The organism is Luteococcus sp. H101 (assembly GCF_038433155.1).
Lineage (GTDB): Bacteria > Actinomycetota > Actinomycetes > Propionibacteriales > Propionibacteriaceae > Luteococcus.
In genome coordinates this window covers 15,400-29,778 of record NZ_JBCDMW010000013.1, presented here as the reverse complement: position 1 = coordinate 29,778, position 14,379 = coordinate 15,400, and the positions used below count along the sequence as shown (strand labels likewise).

At 69.6% G+C, this 14,379-nt stretch carries 15 protein-coding genes; 7 read left to right on the top strand and 8 right to left on the bottom strand.

Annotated features, from left to right (window positions below; all coding sequences use genetic code 11):
* The first annotated feature begins 22 nt into the window (after positions 1 to 22).
* The 5 genes from AAEX60_RS04530 (at position 23) to hepT (ending at position 5,254) form a co-directional block, all read left to right on the top strand.
* A complete protein-coding gene (locus tag AAEX60_RS04530) occupies positions 23 to 1,708 on the top strand; it encodes a ribonuclease J (RefSeq protein WP_342101514.1) in 1,686 nt (561 codons plus the stop codon).
* A gap of 124 nt (positions 1,709 to 1,832) precedes the next feature.
* On the top strand, positions 1,833 to 2,018 hold the full coding sequence (gene rpmB, locus AAEX60_RS04525) for a 50S ribosomal protein L28 (RefSeq protein ID WP_342101513.1): 186 nt from the start codon (positions 1,833 to 1,835) through the stop codon (positions 2,016 to 2,018).
* Positions 2,019 to 2,178: 160 nt separating this feature from the next.
* The gene (locus AAEX60_RS04520; RefSeq protein WP_342101512.1) at positions 2,179 to 4,395 is read left to right on the top strand and encodes an ATP-dependent DNA helicase RecG; all 2,217 of its coding nucleotides are present in this window, start codon (positions 2,179 to 2,181) and stop codon (positions 4,393 to 4,395) included.
* A 5-nt stretch (positions 4,396 to 4,400) separates the two neighbouring features.
* On the top strand, positions 4,401 to 4,817 hold the full coding sequence (locus tag AAEX60_RS04515; RefSeq protein WP_342101510.1) for a nucleotidyltransferase family protein: 417 nt from the start codon (positions 4,401 to 4,403) through the stop codon (positions 4,815 to 4,817).
* 23 nt (positions 4,818 to 4,840) lie between these two features.
* A complete protein-coding gene (gene hepT, locus AAEX60_RS04510) occupies positions 4,841 to 5,254 on the top strand; it encodes a type VII toxin-antitoxin system HepT family RNase toxin (RefSeq protein ID WP_342101508.1) in 414 nt (137 codons plus the stop codon).
* 16 nt (positions 5,255 to 5,270) lie between these two features.
* Here the strand turns inward: hepT and AAEX60_RS04505 are convergent, their stop codons facing one another.
* From AAEX60_RS04505 to AAEX60_RS04475, 7 genes are all read right to left on the bottom strand, one after another.
* Positions 5,271 to 7,607 carry an FtsX-like permease family protein gene (locus tag AAEX60_RS04505; RefSeq protein WP_342101507.1) on the bottom strand — a complete coding sequence of 779 codons (2,337 nt, stop codon included), beginning with the start codon at positions 7,605 to 7,607 and terminating at the stop codon, positions 5,271 to 5,273.
* 1 nt (position 7,608) lies between these two features.
* Positions 7,609 to 8,397: an ABC transporter ATP-binding protein gene (locus AAEX60_RS04500; protein ID WP_342101506.1), complete on the bottom strand. Its 789-nt coding sequence runs from the start codon at positions 8,395 to 8,397 to the stop codon at positions 7,609 to 7,611.
* Between the two features lie 46 nt (positions 8,398 to 8,443).
* Positions 8,444 to 9,718 (bottom strand): HAMP domain-containing sensor histidine kinase, encoded by a 1,275-nt coding sequence (locus AAEX60_RS04495; RefSeq protein WP_342101504.1) that lies wholly within the window; start codon positions 9,716 to 9,718, stop codon positions 8,444 to 8,446.
* A 5-nt stretch (positions 9,719 to 9,723) separates the two neighbouring features.
* Positions 9,724 to 10,410 carry a response regulator transcription factor gene (locus AAEX60_RS04490; protein WP_342101503.1) on the bottom strand — a complete coding sequence of 229 codons (687 nt, stop codon included), beginning with the start codon at positions 10,408 to 10,410 and terminating at the stop codon, positions 9,724 to 9,726.
* Positions 10,411 to 10,414: 4 nt separating this feature from the next.
* Positions 10,415 to 11,140 (bottom strand): ATP-binding protein, encoded by a 726-nt coding sequence (locus AAEX60_RS04485; RefSeq protein WP_342101501.1) that lies wholly within the window; start codon positions 11,138 to 11,140, stop codon positions 10,415 to 10,417.
* Positions 11,088 to 11,681, bottom strand: coding sequence for an AAA family ATPase (locus AAEX60_RS04480; RefSeq protein WP_342101500.1), 594 nt, complete (start codon positions 11,679 to 11,681; stop codon positions 11,088 to 11,090). Before AAEX60_RS04480 ends, AAEX60_RS04485 begins: the two co-directional genes overlap by 53 nt.
* A gap of 177 nt (positions 11,682 to 11,858) precedes the next feature.
* On the bottom strand, positions 11,859 to 12,278 hold the full coding sequence (locus tag AAEX60_RS04475) for a pyridoxamine 5'-phosphate oxidase family protein (protein ID WP_342101498.1): 420 nt from the start codon (positions 12,276 to 12,278) through the stop codon (positions 11,859 to 11,861).
* A gap of 207 nt (positions 12,279 to 12,485) precedes the next feature.
* On the opposite strand from AAEX60_RS04475, the gene AAEX60_RS04470 reads away from it, so the two are divergent.
* Positions 12,486 to 13,070, top strand: a complete 585-nt coding sequence (locus AAEX60_RS04470) for an RsmD family RNA methyltransferase (RefSeq protein ID WP_342101496.1) — start codon at positions 12,486 to 12,488, stop codon at positions 13,068 to 13,070.
* On the top strand, positions 13,060 to 13,575 hold the full coding sequence (gene coaD, locus AAEX60_RS04465; protein WP_446721261.1) for a pantetheine-phosphate adenylyltransferase: 516 nt from the start codon (positions 13,060 to 13,062) through the stop codon (positions 13,573 to 13,575). The genes AAEX60_RS04470 and coaD overlap by 11 nt, the downstream gene beginning before the upstream one ends.
* A 134-nt stretch (positions 13,576 to 13,709) precedes the next feature.
* Here coaD and AAEX60_RS04460 read toward each other — a convergent pair whose 3' ends face one another.
* Positions 13,710 to 14,336, bottom strand: a complete 627-nt coding sequence (locus AAEX60_RS04460) for an IMPACT family protein (RefSeq protein ID WP_342101494.1) — start codon at positions 14,334 to 14,336, stop codon at positions 13,710 to 13,712.
* Positions 14,337 to 14,379: the final 43 nt, after the last annotated feature.

Genomic DNA, 14,379 nt, shown 5'->3' with positions numbered 1-14,379 from the left:
CCGTGGAGGTTAGGGTGACGGTGTGTCAGCCCCTCTGAAGGCCCCCGGCAGCCTGGCCCCCGAGACCCTGCGGATCATCCCGCTGGGTGGTCTGGGCGACGTCGGGCGCAACATGACCTGCTTCGAGATCGACGGCCAGATCCTGCTGGTGGACTGCGGCGTGCTCTTCCCCGAGGACGACCACCCCGGCGTCGACCTGATCCTGCCCGGCCTGGACTACCTCAGCGACCGGATGGACGACATCATCGGGATGGTGCTCACCCACGGCCACGAGGACCACATCGGCGCCGTGCCCTACCTGCTGCGCCGGCGCAGCGACATCCCGATCTGGGCTTCCAAGCTGACCCTGGCGCTGGTGGAGGGCAAGCTGCGCGAGCACCGGATCCGCAATACCGACCTGCAGGAGGTGGCCGAGGGGGACCGGGCGCGGGTCAGCGACGGCTTCGACCTGGAATTCCTGGCGGTCAACCACTCCATCCCGGATGCGCTGGCGGTGTGCATCCGGACCAAGGCCGGCACCGTGCTGGCCACCGGCGACTTCAAGATGGACCAGCTGCCGCTGGACGGCCGGATCACCGACCTGCGGGGTTTTGCGCGGCTGGGTGAGGAGGGCGTCGACCTGTTCCTGGCGGACTCCACCAATGCCGAGGTGCCCGGCTTCACCACCCCGGAGAAGGACATCGTCCCGGCCCTGGAGCGGGTCTTCGAACGGGCCGAGCAGAAGCTGATCGTCGCCTGTTTCGCCTCCCACGTGCACCGGGTTCAGCAGGTGCTGAACCTGGCGGTCAAGCATGGCCGCAAGGTGGTCTACGTCGGCCGCTCCATGGTGCGCACCATGAGCGTCGCGCGTGACCTGGGCTATCTCACGGTGCCCGGGGACACGCTGATCGAGCTGAAGGACATCGAGCACTTCCGCGACGACGAGGTGGTGATCATCTCCACCGGTTCCCAGGGTGAGCCGTTGAGCGCGCTCAGCCGGATTGCCAACCGGGAGCACCCGGTGATCGACGTCGGCCCCGGCGACACGGTGCTGCTGGCCAGCTCGCTGATCCCGGGCAATGAGAATGCCGTCCACCGCGTCATCAACGGCCTGTCCCGGCTGGGGGCCACGGTGGTGCACAAGGGCAATGCGCTGGTGCACGTCTCCGGGCACGCGTCGGCGGGGGAGCTGCTCTACTGCTACAACGTGATCCGGCCGCGCACTGTGATGCCGATCCACGGCGAGATCCGGCATCTGATTGCCAACGCCAAGCTGGCCGAGGCCACCGGCGTACCCGCCGAGAACTGCCTGGTGGTGGAGGATGGCGCGGTGGTGGACCTGGCCGACGGCCAGGCCAGCGTGGTGGGCCAGATCGACGCCGGCTACATCTTCGTCGACGGCTCCACGGTGGGCGACATCACCACCAGCGAGCTCACCGACCGCAAGATCCTGGGGGAGGAGGGCTTCATCTCCATCATCGCCGCGGTCAACCTGCACACCCAGAGCCTGGTCAGCGGCCCGGACATCCACGCCCGCGGCTTCAGCGAGAACGACGACGCCTTCGCCGAGATCCGGGAGCAGATCTCCCGAGACCTCGCCCAGGCGCTGGCCGACGGGGTGGACGACACCCACCGCTTGCAGCAGGTGATCCGGCGCACCATCGGGCGCTGGGTCTCCCAGACCTACCGTCGCCGCCCGATGATCGTGCCCGTGGTGGTGGCCACCTGAGGCCAACCCGGCGCGGTTTGGACCTCACGGGCCGGGCGGGCTATCATTCTCGGGTTGCCCGTTTTGGGCTGACCGACCTGGGGATCCTTCCCCACTTCTGATCCATCTACCAAGGAGTACTCCAATGGCTGCCGTGTGCGACGTCTGCGCCAAGCGCCCGGGCTTCGGCCACAACGTGCCGTGGTCGAAGAAGAAGACCAACCGTCGTTGGAACCCGAACATCCAGCGTGTTCGTGCGGTTGTCAATGGCACCGCGAAGCGCGTCAATGTGTGCACCTCCTGCCTGAAGGCGGGCAAGGTCTCTCGCTGACCTCCCTCCGGCCCCGGCCGGACGCTGCAGGCCATCGGACCATCTGGTCCGGTGGCCTTGTTGTGTTGCGCACGGATGTTGAGCCCGGTGTGGGCCCCGCTGGTTGTGCCCGGGTTTTGCTGCCCGGGTTTTGTCACTGGCCGCGGGTAGGCTCACGCAGGTGAGCAGCAGTTGGCAACCTCAGTGGCGTACCGAGACCTTCGCGGAGCTGAACCGCCCCCTGAAACAGGTGGTGGGGGACAAGACGGCGAGGATCCTGGACACCAAGCTGCGCCTGCACACCGTCGGGGACCTGATGCGCCACCTGCCCCGGCGTTACCTGTCGGGCACGGAGAACTCGTCGCTGGCGGACCTGCCGGTGGGGGAGGAGGCCGCGGTGCTGGCCACGGTGGCCAGCGTCCGGATTGGCGGCGCCCCGCCCCGGCAGCGGCTGGAGGTGCTGCTCACCGACGGCCATGGCACCCTGGACTGCACCTTCTTCGGCAAGCCACACCTGGTCAAGTACTGGGGCGAACACCTGGTCAAGGGGGCGCGTGGCATCTTCGTCGGCAAGGTGGGCACTTTCAATGACCGCCCGCAGCTGACCCACCCCAACTATGTGGTCTTCGACCGGTCCGGCAAGGTGATCGGCAAGAAGGACAAGGAGACCATGGTCCAGCAGGTCACCCGCTCGGGCCTGGTGGGGATCTATCCAGCCACCAAGCAGCTGCCCACTTGGGAGCTGAGCGAGACGGTGCAGCTGGTGCACGCCCAGATGGGGCAGCTGGCCGAACCGCTGCCGGAGTGGCTGGTGACCGAGGAGGGCCTGATGGGGCTCGACGAGGCGCTGGTGCAGGCCCATCAACCGGTCAGTCGGGAGCATGCCGAGGCGGCGGCGGAGCGGCTGCTGTTCGACGAGGCGCTGCAGATGCAGCTCACGATGGCCTACCGTCGGCATGACAACGCCCACTTCACCGCCGCCGCCCTGCCCGGCGTCGACGGTGGACTGTTGGACACCTTTGACGAGCAGCTGCCGTTCACCCTGACCGACGGCCAGCGAAGCGTCGGGGAGGAGATCTTTGCCGACATTGCCACCACCGCGCCGATGCAGCGGCTGTTGCAGGGCGAGGTGGGTTCGGGCAAGACGCTGGTGGCGTTGCGGGCAATGTTGCGGGCCGTCGACTCCGGCAAGCAGGCGGTGCTGCTGGCGCCCACCGAGGTGCTGGCCCAGCAGCACGCGGAATCCATCCGCAGCCAGCTGGGAGAGCTGGCGGCCGGGCAGACCCTGGGGGCGCCCGACGGGGCCACCGAGGTGGTGCTGCTCACCGGCTCCCTGACCGCCGTCGCCAAGCGGAATGCGATGCTCAAGATTGCCAGCGGCCAGGCCGGGATCGTCGTCGGCACCCATGCCCTGCTGGCGCAGAAGGTGAGTTTTGCCGATCTGGGCCTGGTGGTGGTGGATGAGCAGCACCGCTTCGGCGTCGAGCAGCGCGCCGTGCTGAACGAGAAGGCGGAGCTGCGCCCGCACGTGCTGGTGATGACCGCCACGCCCATCCCGCGATCGGTGGCGATGACGGTCTTCGGCGACCTGGTGGTCTCCACCCTGACCGAGCTGCCCGCGGGTCGGCAGGAGGTGCAGACCTCGTTGGTGAACACGGTGCAACGCCCCGGCTGGGTGGATCGGGCCTGGCAGCGGATCCGGGAGGAGGTGGCCCAGGGGCGGCAGGCCTTCGTGGTCTGCCCCCGGATCGATCCGGCGGACAAGGAGGAACTGGCCGACGGCGCCACACCCAGCGCCACGGTGAACGACGTCTTCGACCAGTTGCGCACCGGCCCCCTGCGCGGGCTACGGCTGGAGATGCTGCACGGCCAGCTCTCCACCGAGGAGAAGGACGCGGCGATGGCGCGCTTCTCCCGGGGCGAGACCGACGTGCTGGTGGCCACCACCGTGATCGAGGTGGGGGTGGACGTGCCCAATGCCACCGTGATGGTGGTGATGGACGCCGACCGTTTCGGAATCAGCCAGCTGCACCAGCTGCGTGGCCGGATCGGCCGGGGCGGCCACGCCGGACTCTGCCTGCTGATGACCGCGATGCCGCCGGATTCGGCGTCGATGGAGCGGTTGCGGGCGGTGGAGCAGACCCGCGACGGCTTCCAGCTGGCCGAACTGGACCTGGTGCAGCGCCGGGAGGGCAATGTGCTGGGCGCCAACCAGTCCGGCGGACGTAGCAACCTGCGGCTGCTGAAGGTGATCGAGCACGCCGAGCTGATTGCCCACTGCCGGGAGTTGGCGGAACGGCTGGTGGCCCAGGACCCGGACCGGGTCAACCCCTACCTGTCGGACATGGTCACCCAGACCGAGTTGCTCGCCGCGGGGGACTGGTTGGAGAAGGCCTGACTAGCATGGGACACGTGACCGCCCCCGGCGATCAGCTCGCCTGCCTGCGCGCCGATGCCGATTCCGGCGTGCTTGCAGGGCTCTGCGAGCGGCTGGGCGTGGGGCTGCTGGTGGTCTTCGGCAGCGTCCTGGTGCGTCCGGAGTCGGCCGAGGACCTCGACGTGGCCTGTGCGGCCAGCGATGGCTCCCGCCTCGACCGGATGCGCATCCTCGAGGCGCTGGAGGAGCGCTATGGCGTCGGGCTGGACCTGATGCCGCTCGACCAGGCCGGACCTGTCGCCCGCTATGCCGCACTGGGTCCGGGAGAGCTGCTGTACGAGAGCGAGCCGGGTGGGTTCGCCCGCGCGCAGATGGCTGCCTTCGGGATCTATCGGGACACGCAGAGGATGCGGGATCATCAGCTGGAGGTGCTGCTCGGATGAGTCCGCGTTCCCTGTCTCCCCAGGTGGTTCTGCAGAAGCTGACCCAGATGGCCAGGCTCCTCGACACGCTCGACGGCATCGGCCCGGTCGGCCGGCAGCGGCTGGATGCCGATCCCATTCTGCGTCTGGCGCTGGAGCGCGTCGTGACCCAACTCGTGGATCTCGCCATCGACGTGAACATGCACGTCGTCACCACCGCTGGTCACGGCAGCGTGGTGCCTGCCGACGGCAAGGAGTCCTTCGCTGCCGCCGCACGCGCCGGGCTGCTGGCTGAGCCCCTGGCCAACCAGCTGGCCCTCAACGTCGGCCTGCGGAACGTGGTCGTGCATGACTACCTCGCGCTCGACGAGGACATATTCCTCGCCGGTGTCGAGCTGGCAGGGGTGCAGTATCGCGCCTATGTGCGGCAGGTTTCCGCCTGGATCCAGCGGGCCTGAGACTATTCCCGAGGGGTCACCCCAACAGCTCGACCGGCCGGCGGCGCAGCGACGGCAGGGCCACCAGCACGGTGATCCCCAGCGCCAGCAGCACCAGCAGCCCGATCACCCCGGCCACCAGCGGCACCGACGTCGTGAAGTCGAACCGGGACAGACCCAACGAGCCCATCGCGTCGGTGAGCAAGCGCGGCACCGCGACCACCCCGAGCAGCGTGCCCAGTCCGCTGCCCAGCAGTACCAGCGGCAGGTAGCAACCCAGCAGTTGGCCCACCTGGGCGGCGCGCGAGTGGCCCATCGCGGCCAGCACCCCGAAGGAGCTGCGCTGCCGACGCAGCATGGTGGCGGTCATCAGCGCCAACACCAGCAGGGTCACCACCACGCTCAGCGCCAGCACCCCGTGGGCCAGTTGCTGGATCATGCTCATGTAGACGCCCAGCTGGGAGTCGATGGACTCCTTCTGGTTCTGCACCGCGCTCAACCGCGCCCCGCCCACCTCGCGCACCCGGTCCACCAGCGCGGGCAGGTCGGTGCCGTCGGCGGCGTGCAGGTCCACGTCGGTCAGCTGGTGGCCGGGCACCATTCGTCGATATCCCTCGGTGGTGAGGTTCACCCGGAAACCGGTGTACTGGATGGTGGACAGCTCGCCCACCACCAGGTAGTCGGCGCGGCGTTCCCCGGCGCCCAGGGTGATGGTCTGGCCCACCGCGACGCCTGCCTGCCGAGCAGCCTGGGAACCGATCGCCACCTCATTGGGATGGCGCGGCTCCCGGCCCCGGTGCACGGTGGAGAAGGCCTGACTGGCGAAGTCGTCGGTGACCACGAAGACCGCCTGACGCCCGGCGATGCTGCCCTGCAGGTAGTCGGTGAACTGGGCGCGCTCCACCCCGGGCAGGGCGCGCAGCTCGCCCAGCAGCCCGGCCTGGTCGATGCCCGGTTTGGCCTGGGCGGTGATGTCGCCCACCTCGCCGATCAGGTTGCGGGTGAAGGCGTCCCGGTCATTGAGCACATTGGTCACCAGCGAGGTGGAGAAGATCGCGGACAGGGCCACCACCGCCATCGTCGCCAGCACCATCGCCGACTGGCCGCGCTGGGCGATGGCCGTCTTGAGACCGAGCAGCAGCGGCAGCGGGCCGCGGGTGGAGGCCAGCGGCCACCAGCCCCGACGGAAGGAGTGCGCCCGCTGCCCGCCCGCCAACGCCTCCACCGGGCGCAGGGTGCGCACCCGTCGGGAGGCCAGCAGACCCAGCACGACGGTCAGCAGCAGCGCTCCCAGCAGCACGATCCCTGCCGATCCCAGGTCAAAGCCGGGCTGCCATTCCAGCCCGGACTGGTTGGCCAGCGAGTTCGCCACCCGCGGGACCACGGCCGCGGACGCGCCGATTCCGGCCAGGCAGCCGAGCCCCACCACCGCGAGTGGGGCCAGGGTCAGGGCCGCCCGGACCGTCGCCGGGGTGACCCCGACGGTGGCCAGCACCCCGATCCCCGCCAGGTCCTGGTCAATCGCGGAGCGGGTCCAGAACCACAGGATCATCGCCACCACCAGCACCACATTGGCGGCGAAGGCCATCAGGCTGGCGGCATAGACATTGGGGCCGGGCAGCAAGGCCTCCCGCAGCAGCGGCAGGTTCCACAGCCACGTGGTCATCACCGAGTCCCCGGGCCGGGCCAATGCCTGCCCGACGGCGGCCGAGACGTCCGGTGCCTGGTCCGCGGGATTCACCGTCGCCTGCACCATCACCTGCGGCGCCGGGCGCTTGGCGTCGGCGGCCAGCTGCCGGTAGGCGGCGTCGGGCAGGCCGATCCCGAAGGCGCCCATCGTGGTGGTGCCCAGGTAGAGGTTCTCCAGGAAGCCCGCCACGGTGAAGGTGCGGGTGGTCTGGCCGGTGGTCACGGTGAACCGGTCACCGACGGCCACCGTGCCGGAGGTCTGGAAGAGCAGCGGCAGGTAGATCCCGTCGGGATACTGCGCGTCCCGGCGCTGGTCCACGCTGCTGCGCCCCATGCTGGTGGGGCGGTCCAGGTTCAGGTAGACCACCACCGAGTCCATGGTGGAACCGGCCAGTGGGACGGTGCCGAACTCGGTCAGGGCCGACGACGTCTCCACCTGCCGGACCCGCGGATCGGCGCGGAAGGCCTGCTCCGCGGCCTGTTTGCGGTCCGCGGTGGTGAGCAGCTGCACGTCGGGAACGTTCAGCCGGGACACCGTGGCATCCAGCATGGCCGGGTAGCGCAGGGCACACATCAGGCCCACATTCGCCATGGTGGCAGCGATCGCGCCCCGCAGGCCGATCACCAGCAGTTGCAGGCGTCCGCGGCGCAGGTTGCGGCGGACCAGGAGGCCCAGGGTGCCCATGTCACCAGCCCATCTCGTCGAGGAAGCCGGTGAGCCTGGCCAGGCGCTGGCCGTCCGGGTCCGCGTCGTCCCGCGACGGGTCCCAGCGGCCCAGCACGCACTCGCCGCGGATGGCGCCGTCGCGCAGGTAGACCACCCGGTCTCCCCGCAGCGCGGAGCGCAGGTCATGGGTGACCATCATGATGGTCTGGCCGTCCCGGTTGACCCGGCCCAGCAGGTCCAGCACCACCTGGGAGGAGGTGGAGTTCAGCTGGCCGGTGGGCTCGTCGGCGAACACCACGGCGGGGGAGTTGACCAGGGCCCGCACCAGCGCCACCCGCTGGGCCTCGCCACCGGAGAGCATGCTGGGGAACTTGCCCCACCCCTCGGCCGGGATGCCCACCTCGGTGAGCAGTTCCCGGGCCTGCCGCGTCACTTCGCGCCGCTTCCGGGCGCTGAGCAGCCCGACGGCCAGCACATTGTCCAGCACGCTCAGGGCGTCCAGCAGGTGGATCTGCTGGAAGACGAAGCCGCAATGGCCGCGCCGGAAGGCGGTCAGCCGGGCGGCGGACAGCCCGGTGATCCGGCTGCCGTCGAAGTCGATCTCGCCCAGCGAGGCCTCGTCCATTCCGCTCAGGACGTGCATCAGGGTGGACTTGCCGGCACCGGAGGGACCCATCACCACGATGAACTCGCCGCGCCGCACGTCCAGGTCCAGGTTGGTCAGCACATGCTGTTGGAGGCCGTCGTGGGAGAAGGTGCGGGAGACCCGTCGGGCACTGATCACCGCATCCGGTGCTGTCTGCGTCATGTCATCGACGCTAGTCAGCGGCCGGCCGGCAGTCCTTTCGGAATCTTTAAATGGTTCTGAAAGCTCCCCGACGCGGATCCTGCGGCCCCTCGGCCAGGGCCAGGGTGAGATGGGCCGTGAAGCCGTCGGGGCCGGTGGCCAGGTCCAGGCTGCCGCCCATCGCCTGCAGCAGCACCGACGCGGTGAACAGCCCCAGGCCCTGCCCCGACTTCCCGGCGGCATTGCTGGCCCGGTAGTGCGGCTGGGTCAGCAGTGGCAGCTCGTCGGGCGGCACGCCCTGGCCGGCGTCGGTGAGGGACATCTCCAGCAGCCCGTCGGTCAGCCGGGAGGCCAGCCGCAGCGGGGGAGCGCCGTACTTGGCGGCATTGGCGACGAGGTTGTCCACCACCTGCCGCAGCCGCTGCGGGTCGGCCACCAGCATCGCCTCGGTGATCCGTTCGGGGGCGGGCCAGCCCTCGGGCAGCGCCTCGGTCACCATCCGGACCAGTTCGGTGGAGGCGACGGCGGCCAGCTGCACCGGCATCTGCTCCAGCTCGTCGGAGCTGGCCTGGCTGAGGTCGGTCAGCAGGGCGTCGATCTGGTCGGCCTTGGCCCGGATCAGGCCCAGCCGGGGCTCGTCGGAGTGCAGCTGCAGCAGCTCGGTGGTGGCGCGGATGCTGCTCAGCGGGGTGCGGATGTCATGGCTGAGCTGGCCCACCAGCCGCTTGTGGGCCTGGCGCTGCGCCGCCTCCCGCGCGCGGGAACGGGCCAGCTCGGTGCGCAGGATGTCGAAGCTCTGGGTGAACCGGCCGAAGACCTGGCCCCGATCCACCGCCAGCGGCGCGTCCAGATCCCCCTGGGCAACCCGGTCCGCGAAGCCGCGCAGCCGACGGAAGGGGGCCAGGATCCGCCGGTCCAGCCAGAGCAGGTAGCCGGTGGCGGCCAGGCCGGTGGCACCCAGCGCCAGCCAGCCGGCCCGGCGGGTCCGGCGTTGCTGGGCGGCGGCGTCCTCCGCGATCCGCGACGGCAGGTAGAGCGTGGCCACCCGCTGACCGTCGGCTTCCACCGCGATGCTGCTGGCCCGTTCCCGGACCGCCTGGAAGTCGTCGCGGATCGGGTTGCCCTGCCAGACCACCAACCGGCCGGAGGTGTCCACCACCGAGAAGTCGGGGCTGGGCTGCGGGTAGTCGGCCCGGTGCGGCGTGGGCCAGTGGCTCGCGGTGGTGGCGGCCAGGTCATTGGCCGCGGCCACGTCCCCCGCCGACGGCTGGGCGGTGGTGCCCCGGGCCAGCGCCAGGCCGAGCCCGGCCAGCACCAGCCAGAGCAGGAGCAGCGGGGCCATCCGTCTCACGGCCGCAGGTCCCGGAAGAGGTAGCCGCGGCCCCACAGCGTCTGGATGTAGCGCGGATTGTCCAGGTCTGGTTCGATCCGGGTGCGCAGCCGACGGATGTGCACGCTCAGGGTGCCGTCGCCGGTGATCGATTCGCCCCACACCTGCTGGAAGAGTTCCTGCTTGGTCAGCACCCGTTCCGGATTGCTCACCAGGTGGCGCAGCAGCTTGTGCTCCATCGCGGTCAACTCCAGTGGCTGGCCGTCGACGAAGAACCGGTCGGCGGTCTGGTCGAAGCGCAGGTGGCCGTCGTCATACCCCGCCTGCTGCGGCTGACCGGCGGCGCCGCGCTCCAGGGTGCGGCGCAGCTTGGCCAGCAGCACGCCCAGGGAGAAGGGCTTGCGCAGGTAGTCGTCGCCGCCCAGCATCAGCGCCATGATCTCGTCGTCCTCGCTGCGCCGGGCGCTGGCGATGATGATGGGGGTCTGGCTGTGCTCCCGGATCCGGCGGCACAGGTCGAATCCGCTGGCCCCGGGCAGGTTGATGTCCAGCAGCACGACGCGGGTGGTGTTGTCGGCCAGCCATTCGACGGCCTCCTCGGCGCTGCCGACGCCCGCCCCCGTGAGGCCGAAGGCGGCCAGGTACTCCAGGGTGCTGCTGACCAGGTCCCGCTCGTCGTCGATCATCAGCACGTCGGTGTCCATGGGGTCACGCCCCCAGGGCCGACAGCGGAAAGGTGATGACGCCCTCACCCAGGTCTGCCGTGAAGCCGGTGCCGGTCACCACGGCCATGAAGGACGGCGGTCTGGTCGCATCGATCTGCCGCACCGCCTTTCGGAGTGACTCCGCTCCTGACAGGGCCTGCGGACCGCCCAGCTTGACCTCCACGGCGGCCCAACGGCCGCCCGGGAAGGTGAGCACGGCGTCAATCTCGTGCCCGTTGGAGTCCCGGTAGTGGTGCACCGCGCCACCCAGGGCCTCGGTCAGAACTGTGAGGTCATGCACGACCGCCGACTCGAACAGGATCCCACAGGTGTTCAGGTCACCAACCAGGGCTTCCTCGTCCGCGTCGAGCGCTGCAGCGGCCAGGGCAGGGTCGGCCAGGTGGACCTTGGGGCTGGTGCGCAGCCTGGCGCGGGAACGAAGTGCGGTCACTTGCGGCGGCACCAACTCCACGACGAAGAGTCGCTCGAGCAGGGCCACCAGCGTGGAGATGGTCTCGGGCTGGATCGTCGGGGCGACGGGTGCCAGATCAGCTGCCAAGGTGGCGTAGCGCAGCTCGGATCCCGTCAACCGGGCCAGAGCACGCAGGAGTTGCCGCAGGGTGGCCGGGTGCTGCCTGACCTCCCCGAGCCGCGGGATGTCTGCCCGGCAGATGTCATCAAGGTAACCGTCCAACAGCAGCCGCGCCTGCGCGGGGGACAGCTGGGTCATTGCCGGGAAGCCGGGGGGTGAGGATCCCGGCGATGACCTGATGCAGGTCCACGGTGTCAGCTGCGGCCCGCAGGGGTGAACCCGCCAGCAAGTCGCCCAGCTTGACGTTGCCGGTGCTGTGTCCCTTCTCCTGCCAGGTCATGGTGCGCTGACGCAGCCGCAGGAAACGTCCAGCGCCGCTGTGTCGGGTGTCGTCGTCCGCCGGCACGGCGGAGCCGGTGAGAATGAAGCGGCCGGGGTGGGGGGAGACGTCCACCTTGCGGCGAACCAGATTCCACAGCTGCGGCGCCAACTGCCACTCGTCGAGCAACCGGGGGGAGTCACCCTCGAGCAGGACCTGGGGAGAGACCTGCGAGAGGTCCCGATTCACCTGGTCGTCCAGCAACGCGTAGGAGCCTGCGTGATGCAGCCCCGTCATGGTCTTGCCACAGGCCCGCGGGCCCTCGATCACCACGGCCCCACCAATGTCCAGCAGCTTCCGCAGCGGCGCGTCAATGTGGCGGGCTCGGTACTCCCGCCCCAGCGCCAGCATGGTGTCCATGCCGTGAGACTACCAGTGGGCGGAGGTTTGCTGGATCGCTGGGCGGAGGTTTGCAGGATCGCTGGGCGGAGGTTTGCAGGGCCGCTGGGCGGAGGTTTGCAGGGACACTGGGCGGAGGTTTGCAGAAATGTGAACGGGCGCCCGCCAGGTGGCGGGCGCCCGATGTGGCGTCTGGGATCAGTTGGTGGGCTCGGGGCCGAAGTAGAAGGAGCGGCCCGAGAGCTGGGTGGGGGTGACCCGGACGTAGTGCCGCTTGATGGTGGGCACCCACGGCTTGAGCGGCATCTTGTCGGCCAGCGCCAGCTCGGCCTCGTCGGTGATCTCCTCGGCGTCGCCCTTGATCAGGATGCTCCAGCCGCCGTCGACGGTCCAGCCGTCCACCTCGAAGGCCACGTGGGCATTCTCGGTCAGTTCTTGCAGCTTGGAGCCTCCGGCGGTGCGGAAGACGATCGACTGGCCGTCGACGTAGTAGTTGATCGGGAAGATCTCCGGCTGGCCGTCCTTGGCGGTGGCCAGGCGTCCGACCTCCTGGCTGGCGAGGTAGCCCCAGCAGGTGTCTTCTTCGATCTCGGTCATTGGGTGTTCCATGTCAGCCATGCGCACCATTCTTGCCTACCCACGGCGCGGTCTGCACCCGGCCGTGGCGAAAGCCCACGTCGTCTCGGGTCTGTGCCACAAACCACATCCTGATTCGGACCCGATGCCATAGCGGCACTGGGTGCCAATCAGAATGCAGTTTGTGGCGCAGACCAGCCTGGTCCTGGCTCGGCAGAGAGGTGGAGGGCCCCGCTAGGGTGGGTCCCCATGAGCAGGATCATCGCCGGCAGTGCCGGAGGCATGCGGCTGCAGACCCCACCGGGGGAGAAGACCCGCCCCACCACGGACCGGGTGCGCGAAGCCCTGTTCAGCACGCTGGCCACCTGGAACGGGAGTTCCGGCGCCGGAGCCGACGCCCAGCTGGACGGGGTCGCCTTCTGCGACCTCTATGCCGGCTCCGGAGGAGTCGGGCTGGAGGCCGCCAGCCGGGGAGCCTCGCCGGTGGTGCTCGTCGAGCATGACCAGCCCACTGCGCGGCTGGTCAAGGCCAATGCCGCCAAGACCAAGCTCCCCGCGGAGGTGGTGGCGGCCGGCGTCGATGCCTACCTGGCCCGCGCCGGCCAGCTCTTCGACGTGATCTGGCTGGACCCGCCCTATCCCTTCACCAATGAGCAGATCTCCCACACCCTGGAGCTGGCGCTGCCGCGGCTGGTTCACAACGGGCTGATCGTGCTGGAACGAAGCGCCCGCAGCGGGGAACCGGACTTCCCCGTCGGCACGGAGCACTGGAGCCGCGGCTACGGTGAAACCGTCCTGCACTTCTGTCAACGAGAGGCTTCCCATGACCAGTGACCGCGCAGGCCGCCACATCAAGGCCATCGTCCCCGGCTCCTTCGACCCGATCACCAAGGGCCACCTGGACGTGATCGAACGCGCCACCAAGGTCTTCGACGAGGTGTTGGTGGCCGTGGGCCGCAATTCCCAGAAGGCCAGCCACATGTTCGACCAGGACGAACGGATCGCCCTGGTCCGGGAGGCCACCGCGCATCTCGACGGGGTGCAGGTGGGTCTGATCGAGGGGCTCCTGGTGGACTACGCCAAGGCGCAGGGCTGCGGCGTGATCGTCAAGGGGCTGCGCTTCGCCTCCGACTTCGACTACGAGCTGCAGATGGCCCACATCAACACGCATGTCTCCGGGATCGAGACGGTCTTCCTGCCCGCCGGCGGCCCCTACGCCACCATCTCGTCGACCATGATGCGGGAGATCGCCGGCTACGGCGGCGACGTCAGCGAATTCGTCACCCCGAATGTGGCCCAGGCCATTCAGCGCAAGGTGGCCGAGCGCCAGCGGGGTTGATGGGGCGGCTCTGCCCGTCAGGCCTGCTCAAGGTGGCAAGAAAGCGCTGTTTGGAACGTGCCATTGAATTTCTGTGTCCGCCTAACTGCCAATTTGGGCAGGGGGCTGCACGATCTCGGTGATCGGGGAGAGCGTCAGCCCAGATCCACCCAGCGTTCGCCCACTCGTTCGGGGGCCACGCTGCCATGGGTGAGTTCGGCGAGGCTGGCCTCCAGCAGCTCCCACCGCGCCTCGGGAACCCCCAGCCGCAGCGTCACCCGCTCGGCATATCCGACGTCCAGCACGGTGAGGCCCTTGGCCCGCAGCTCCGACTCCACCCGGGCGGCCAGCCCGTGGTCCAGGCTGAACTCGGCCTCGGTGACCAGTTCCCGCTCGCGCACCCCGGCCCGCTCCAGACCCGCCGCAACCGCGTCGGAATAGGCGCGCACCAGGCCGCCGGCCCCCAGCAGGGTGCCGCCGAACCAGCGGGTCACCACGGCCACCACCTCGGTCAGGCCGGCGCCGCGCAGCACCTCCAGCATCGGCGCTCCGGCGGTGCCCGACGGCTCCCCGTCGTCGGAGGAGCGGGACATGCCGCCCGTCGGGGTCCAGATGAAGGCGGAGCAATGGTGCCGGGCATCCCGGTTGGCTGCCCGCGCGGCCTCCACCACGGCGCGGGCCCCTTGCTCGTCGACGATCCGGGCAATGTCGCAGCGGAAGACCGAGCGCTTCACCTCGATCTCGGTCTGGGCATCGCGGGCCACGGTACGGTAGCGGTTCACCGCCCCAGCCAAGCACGTTTTTGTCCGGCGGGGGATCTCGGAT

Coding starts and splice junctions, on each gene's coding strand:
- AAEX60_RS04505 (WP_342101507.1), bottom strand. CDS start 7,607: ATGGGCACCCTGGGCCTCCTGGTCCGCCGCAACCTGCGCCGCGGACGC.
- AAEX60_RS04470 (WP_342101496.1), top strand. CDS start 12,486: ATGAGCAGGATCATCGCCGGCAGTGCCGGAGGCATGCGGCTGCAGACC.
- coaD (WP_446721261.1), top strand. CDS start 13,060: ATGACCAGTGACCGCGCAGGCCGCCACATCAAGGCCATCGTCCCCGGC.
- AAEX60_RS04490 (WP_342101503.1), bottom strand. CDS start 10,410: ATGGACACCGACGTGCTGATGATCGACGACGAGCGGGACCTGGTCAGC.
- AAEX60_RS04485 (WP_342101501.1), bottom strand. CDS start 11,140: ATGACCCAGCTGTCCCCCGCGCAGGCGCGGCTGCTGTTGGACGGTTAC.
- AAEX60_RS04475 (WP_342101498.1), bottom strand. CDS start 12,278: ATGGCTGACATGGAACACCCAATGACCGAGATCGAAGAAGACACCTGC.
- AAEX60_RS04500 (WP_342101506.1), bottom strand. CDS start 8,397: ATGACGCAGACAGCACCGGATGCGGTGATCAGTGCCCGACGGGTCTCC.
- AAEX60_RS04515 (WP_342101510.1), top strand. CDS start 4,401: ATGGGACACGTGACCGCCCCCGGCGATCAGCTCGCCTGCCTGCGCGCC.
- AAEX60_RS04495 (WP_342101504.1), bottom strand. CDS start 9,718: ATGGCCCCGCTGCTCCTGCTCTGGCTGGTGCTGGCCGGGCTCGGCCTG.
- rpmB (WP_342101513.1), top strand. CDS start 1,833: ATGGCTGCCGTGTGCGACGTCTGCGCCAAGCGCCCGGGCTTCGGCCAC.
- AAEX60_RS04480 (WP_342101500.1), bottom strand. CDS start 11,681: ATGGACACCATGCTGGCGCTGGGGCGGGAGTACCGAGCCCGCCACATT.